This window comes from Candidatus Melainabacteria bacterium RIFOXYA2_FULL_32_9, assembly GCA_001784615.1.
In the GTDB taxonomy this organism is placed as follows: domain Bacteria; phylum Cyanobacteriota; class Vampirovibrionia; order Gastranaerophilales; family UBA9579; genus UBA9579.
Genome location: MFRQ01000077.1, coordinates 1 through 6553, shown reverse-complemented (window position 1 = coordinate 6553; position 6553 = coordinate 1). Strand labels below are relative to the sequence as shown.

Genomic DNA, 6553 nt, shown 5'->3' with positions numbered 1-6553 from the left:
ATGAACAAATAAATATATACGTATATGAGAAAATTTGCCCTTCAATAGTTGCAATTGATGTCGATATTGACGATGGTACATCAAGTGGAACGGGATGTATCATTGATCCCAGAGGAATTATATTAACTAGTAGCCATGTGACAGATAATGGGGGAAATATTTCCGTTATACTTCATAATGGTAAAAAGTATAAGGGTAAGCTTATTGCAATTACAGGCGAGAATAATGATTTATCACTTATAAAAATTAATCCTGATGCATCTCTACAATCAATTAAGCTTGGAGATTCCTCTAAAATTAAAGTCGGTCAGAAAGTTTTGGCAATAGGAAACCCTTTTGGTTTCAATGAAACTTTAACTACAGGTATAGTTAGTCGAATAGATTATGAAAGAAATAAAATTCAGACAGATGCTGCAATTAATCCGGGCTGCTCAGGTGGACCACTTATAAATACAAACGGAGAAGTTATTGGAATTAGTCAGTCAATTTACAATCCTGACAATAATAAATCTAACATTGGTATAGGTTTTGCAGTACCTGTTAATGCTGCTAAAAAATTTATTGTAAGGGTTAAGAAAGATATAGATTTTCATATGGCTATTGAAAGCCAAGCTCCAGTTATAAATTCAACCAATACTAATTAAGAGCTTATCCGAAAATAAATTTCTGTTGTCAATTGCGAACCTTTCAGCAGGGATATTTTATAAAATTTATCTTGTGAAGCAATCTCTAAGCGTCATTTTTTGAATTTTCGGATATACTCTAACTTAATATTTTGCTTGAAAATTACACAATAAAATTCTACAAATTAAAATCGATAAGTTAGAACAAACAACAAGGAGGCCAAGTTTAGGCATGGCATTCGAAGATCTTACTTTACAGTGCGTAGAATGCGGTGGTAATTTTGAATTTACTGCAGGTGAACAAGAATTTTATCAAACAAAAAGCCTTGTAAACACACCAAAACGTTGTCCACAATGTCGTAATAACAGAAAAAATATGAACAGAAGACCCCAGAAAAATTGTACGACATAACCTGTTCTGATTGTGGCGCACCAGCTAAGGTTCCTTTCAGACCTTCTGAAGATAAATCTGTATATTGTAAAGACTGTTTTGGAAACCTAAAAGTTTCTGTATAAGAATTTTTAAAAATAATTCTAAATAAGCAACACTAATTAGTGTTGCTTATTTAACTGAAGAACACCCTCAAACTCCTTTATAAAGTACGCTTTATATCAAGCCCAATTAAACAGTGACAATAGAGTACTGTTAATTGAGACATGGCCCAAGCCTGATCACGTTTTCCCATTAGTAACCTAGCCACTTATTTATGATAAGCGAGCTAAATACTAACTGTTTCCAGTAATGATTACCGGGTTTGCTTAAACGTTATTACGCAATAACGTTTAAGCCCCCACCAGAACCACAGGAACCTGCAGAAGCAACTGAGCCAGCAGTTTCTGAGAATAAAGGCTTGCTAACTTCAGGAGCTTTCATTGCAACTTGTCCTGCAGTCTCGACTGGTTTTGGTCTAGAACATTCGATTTTTCCAACTGCGAACATAGGTAATATCCTCCGCGATAGAATCTAACAATGATATAAGCTATCACTCTTATATATATATAAAAACTATATACTGTCCTTAATTTCCTATTTCGCCTAACTTCTTAACATAATTTTACAATCATGCTTATGCATGTAGCTAAATACTTTTAGCCTTAAGAAGGACTATTATTAGGAATATACGTTAAATTTCCTGATTAATTTTCAGGAATTTCAGTATTACATAGCGTAACACTATTCCTATAATTATTAGATTATGTTGCTATGGTTTGTTCTTAACTTCAACAATCTTGGGGCTAAATACTTTATAAAGTTCAGAACTGATCTCTCCGCCAATTAGCATAATTAAGGAAGTATAATAAAGCCAGATAAGAAGCACAATAAATGCACCTAATGTACCGTAAACAGCATTATATCGAGCAAAGTTCTCAACGTATAAACTAAACAACCAGGAGCCGAATAGCCAGAAGATGCTAAAAAATAATGATCCAAAAACTGAGCTTAATAACAATTTTTTCTTGTAAAAGTGCACATTAGGCAGAAAGTAATAGATTATTAACGTTATTGTAAAAAGAGAAAAAAGAGTTATAGGCCATCTAACTAAAAGTACGGTGGTAGATACATCATTGGAAATAGGTAAAAATCTACTTAAAAATTCAAGAATTGTAGTTCCAAAAATGGTCAAGTTAACAGATATTAGTAATACTATAGCGAACATTATTACTGTTAAAAGGGCTAATCCGTTTAACTTGATAAAAGATCTTGTTTCTGGGACTTCATAAGCTCTATTCATACCTTTAGCTATACTAAGAATAGCTCTTGATGATGTCCATAGTGCACCTATTAAAGCTATAATGCTTAATAAGCCGGTTGAACTGGATCTAAATATTTCATTTAAAACATCTCTTATTAAATGCAAGGTTTCTGTTGGAGCCACTGCATTTAACAAATTAATAATCTGGTTGATATTATTTGGAGTTCCAAAAAGCCCGAATATAGAAACAGCGAAGATGGCAAAAGGAAACAGAGATAAGATAAGGTTATAAGCCATTTCTGAAGCTAACCCCGGATAATCGTGATCCAGAATCCCTTTTCCTACATCTTTAATGAAATTTAATGTTTTACTCATGCCCGTAAGGATATTTATGTGCTCTTTTAAATTTTATTTCAAGTAATCTAAAAGCTTGTTTTAATTCTTCCTGAGGAATTCCTCTTCTGACAAACTTAGCATCTAACTTAAAATAATCCTGATTAAGCGTTATTCTTTTTTTACTCATATCTAATTTCCTCATTGATAAATCAGTAAAATGGTTTATATAGCTGAATTAAGGAATAAACAAAGAATTTTGGCTAAAATTAATTATCAATCGATAAAAATAACTATAAGTAGTATAGATTATTGAATTTAGAATTAAATTCAATAATCAGACAATTCTTTTAAGAATAAAATTAAGAGCCTGTCTGGTTAAAAATGTAAAAATCAGGTTATGAAATAATTACAGGCTCGATTTTTGGACTGCGGTTAAAGTTGCAAGCGGCTTGCTTGGCAAGGCGATTCAACTTTAACAAGACAGCTTCTAAGAATTTAGGGATAGTTTGCTAACTTGTTTTTTAACAATTGGAAGCACTTCATTAATTGAATCAGGAATATTTTTTTGAACTGTGCATCCAGCAGCTAATTTATGTCCTCCACCGCCAAAGAATCTGGCTATTTCACATACATTTAGCCCGTTACTTCTAAAACTTACTTTTGTGTCCCCTTTTATGGTTTCTTTAAATACTAAGGCCACTTCTACTGTATTTACCTGCCTTAAGGTTTCAGAGATTCCATCAACATGATCATCATAGGCGCCAAATAAGTCTAAAAGTTGTCTGGTTACGGAGGCATAAGCAATTTTGTTGTCGTCTAAGAAAACTGCCTGGTCTACTGCTCTTGCTTGCAGTCTTACCATGGATAGTGTTTTTGATTCATAACATTTTTTATAAATAAAAGTTGGATCTACTCCTGCTTCTAATAGTTTTGCGCAAATTTGAAGTGTTTCAGGCTTGGTATTTTCAAATTTAAATCCGCCTGTATCTGTCAAAATGGCTGTATATAAATTTGTGGCAATATTTTTAGTTAAATTAACTTTTAATAGTTCTATAATTTTATATAATATTTGCCCGGTAGAAGATGCTTTTGGCTCAATCCAGTTTATTTGCGCAAAATTAGTATTACTCACGTGGTGATCTATATTGGCAGAAGCTTTAGCATTTCTAAATAAATCTACAGAATCACCAAGTCTATCTATTGAACCACAATCAACAGTGATAGACAGGTCATAATTTTGATATAAATTCTTGTCTCCAGGATTTTTTACTTCGGCTATTCCAGGCAAAAAGGTATACAAGTCAGGGATTTTCCCTACAATAATGGCGTCAATTTTATCTATTGTTCCTAATTGAGCTAGAATTTCTTTTAGGGCCAACATAGAACCCAGTGTATCACCATCAGGACCAACATGAGATAGGATCACTAAGCTTTTCGCTTTTTTTATGATTTCAATTAGTTTATTTATTGCTTCCATATTAATTATTTTATCTTATACTTTTAGTAAAATGATTCTAGCACAAATTTAAGATTATTAGTTAATAAGATAGGAGAAAGTTTTGGATTTAGTTTTAGCATCTGTTAGTTTGATAATAATCTTATTTCTGATTGTCCTGGCCTGCGTTATATTCACAAATGCAATTGAGCACCTTGGAGAAGAATTAAACTTATCAGAAGGTGCTGTAGGTAGTGTTTTAGCAGCGGTTGGAACAGCGTTGCCTGAGACTATTATTCCTATTGTGGCTATTGTAGGAGCTTATATAACAGGCGGTAATATTGAGGTAAGTAATGAAATAGGTATAGGTGCTATTCTTGGTGCACCATTTATGCTTGGAACGTTGGCATTTTTCATAACGGGTATGGCTGTTCTTATTTTTACTCGCTCTGGAAGAAGAACTGCCGCAATGCCAATTAATACGATCATTATGTTTAGAGATCTCCATTATTTTATGGGTGCTTACTTTTTAGCGATTATGACTTCTTTTATTCCTGTTCCGGCAATTAGGTATTTTGTAGCTGCTTTACTTTTTGTAATTTATGGTGTTTATGTATTCTTAACTGTAAGAACAGCAAGTAAAATACCTGAAGGTGGTCAAGAAGAATTAGACGCATTATATTTTACCAGATATATAAATGTACCAGGTTTATTGCATATGCCTGCAATTATTTTGCAGGTTCTCGTATCTCTAGTAGGAATTATATTTTTGGCTCACTTTTTTGTTGAAGAACTAAAAGTTATTTCAGAGGTTTTGCATATAAATCCTCTTATTCTAAGTCTGATTATTGCCCCGATAGCAACCGAATTGCCTGAAAAATTCAATAGCGTAATATGGATAAGGGCTAAAAAAGATACTCTTGCTTTGGGAAATATAACCGGGGCTATGGTATTTCAAAGTTGTATTCCTCCAGCAGTAGGAATAGTACTTACTCCTTGGGTTTTAAGTTCAGATGCTCTTATAAATGTTGCAATGGTTTATTTTTCTGTTGCAATCGTATATTTGAATATTGTTGCCAATAAAGGTATATTAAGACCGAGTGCGCTGATAAGTGGTGGCGCGTTTTATTTAATTTATCTTGTTTACATAGTCATTAGAGTGTTTAATTCTTAGACAGGAGTTAATAGCTTGGAAAAGATTAGAGTTTTAACAGTATTTGGAACACGACCAGAAGCCATAAAAATGGCTCCGGTTGTGATGGAGCTTAATAATAATCCTGATATTTTTGAGTCAATAGTTTGCGTAACAGCTCAGCATAGAGAAATGCTGGATCAGGTTCTTGAATTATTTAAGATTAAGCCTGATTTTGATTTGAATATAATGAAACCTAATCAAAATTTATGGAATTTAACAGCTGATGTTCTGCTTCAGATGAAAGAAGTATATGAGAAATCTAAGCCTCATGTGGTGTTGGTACATGGTGATACTACAACAACCCTTGCAGCAAGTCTGTCTGCTTTTTATGCAAAAATTCCTATAGGGCATGTTGAAGCAGGGCTTAGAACTTTTAATAAATACTATCCGTTTCCCGAAGAAATTAATCGTGTAGTTGCTGATGCTGTTTCATCCTTTTATTTTGCACCTACTAGTAGATCAGCGGATGTTTTGGTAAATTCCGGAGTAGATAAAGATAAGACTTATATGACAGGAAATACCGTTATAGATGCTCTTTTATATACTGTAAATAATCATCAAGTAGATTTATCAGGATTAAACCTGAATAAAAGCCTAAAAACAATTCTTTTGACTTCACATAGAAGAGAAAATTTTGGTAAACCTCTTGAAAATATATGTAAAGCAGTACAAATATTAGTTAAAAATAATCCTGATATTCAGGTTGTTTATCCGGTTCATTTGAATCCAAATGTAAGAAATACTGTATTTTCAATGCTGGACAATATTGATAGGGTTAGATTAATCGAGCCTCTTGATTATGCACCATTTGCGAATTTAATTAAAGAATCACATATTATTCTTACAGATTCTGGAGGTATTCAAGAAGAAGCCCCATCTCTTGGAAAACCTGTTTTGGTTTTAAGAGATGAAACTGAAAGACCTGAAGCCATTGAATATGGAACTGTTAAGCTTGTGGGATCTGATACGGATAAAATTGTTAACACTGTTCAGGGCCTTCTTGATTCACAAGAACAGTATAATAAAATGTCTTCAGCGGTAAATCCTTACGGCGATGGATTAGCATCAAAAAGAATTATTGATGCGTTAAAAGAGAATAAGGATTTTCTGTTAAGTCAGTATTCGTAGTAAATTTAGGGTGCTTGCCCAGAAAATATTAAAATGCACTAATAATGTAGATGTCATTGCGAGGTGCTTCGCACTGTCTTAAGCCATCAATCTTTCCAATAATACGCACTATCACCGCAAAGTAACAAAGTCACTTTTATAA

General features: G+C 33.1%; 5 protein-coding genes and 1 pseudogene. 4 read left to right on the top strand and 2 right to left on the bottom strand.

Going from position 1 to position 6553, the window contains the following annotated elements; genetic code table 11:
• Together A2255_09795 and A2255_09790 are read left to right on the top strand one after the other, a co-directional pair.
• Positions 1 to 644: pseudogene (locus tag A2255_09795) on the top strand (hypothetical protein).
• Positions 645 to 855: 211 nt separating this feature from the next.
• Entirely contained in the window at positions 856 to 1035 is a 180-nt protein-coding gene (locus A2255_09790; GenBank protein OGI20944.1) for a cytochrome C551, read from the top strand.
• 790 nt (positions 1036 to 1825) lie between these two features.
• On the opposite strand, the gene A2255_09785 is transcribed toward A2255_09790, so the two are convergent.
• Both A2255_09785 and A2255_09780 read right to left on the bottom strand, forming a co-directional pair.
• On the bottom strand, positions 1826 to 2692 hold the full coding sequence (locus A2255_09785) for a hypothetical protein (protein OGI20943.1): 867 nt from the start codon (positions 2690 to 2692) through the stop codon (positions 1826 to 1828).
• Positions 2693 to 3140: 448 nt separating this feature from the next.
• Positions 3141 to 4130, bottom strand: coding sequence for a hypothetical protein (locus A2255_09780; protein OGI20942.1), 990 nt, complete (start codon positions 4128 to 4130; stop codon positions 3141 to 3143).
• Between the two features lie 82 nt (positions 4131 to 4212).
• Here A2255_09780 and A2255_09775 point away from each other — a divergent pair, with 82 nt between their 5' ends.
• Together A2255_09775 and A2255_09770 are read left to right on the top strand one after the other, a co-directional pair.
• Complete coding sequence (locus A2255_09775) at positions 4213 to 5262, top strand: hypothetical protein (GenBank protein OGI20941.1); 1050 nt, start codon at positions 4213 to 4215, stop codon at positions 5260 to 5262.
• A 15-nt stretch (positions 5263 to 5277) separates the two neighbouring features.
• On the top strand, positions 5278 to 6411 hold the full coding sequence (locus A2255_09770; protein ID OGI20940.1) for a UDP-N-acetylglucosamine 2-epimerase: 1134 nt from the start codon (positions 5278 to 5280) through the stop codon (positions 6409 to 6411).
• Positions 6412 to 6553 lie beyond the last annotated feature (142 nt).

Coding starts and splice junctions, on each gene's coding strand:
- A2255_09790 (OGI20944.1), top strand. CDS start 856: ATGGCATTCGAAGATCTTACTTTACAGTGCGTAGAATGCGGTGGTAAT.
- A2255_09785 (OGI20943.1), bottom strand. CDS start 2,692: ATGAGTAAAACATTAAATTTCATTAAAGATGTAGGAAAAGGGATTCTG.
- A2255_09780 (OGI20942.1), bottom strand. CDS start 4,130: ATGGAAGCAATAAATAAACTAATTGAAATCATAAAAAAAGCGAAAAGC.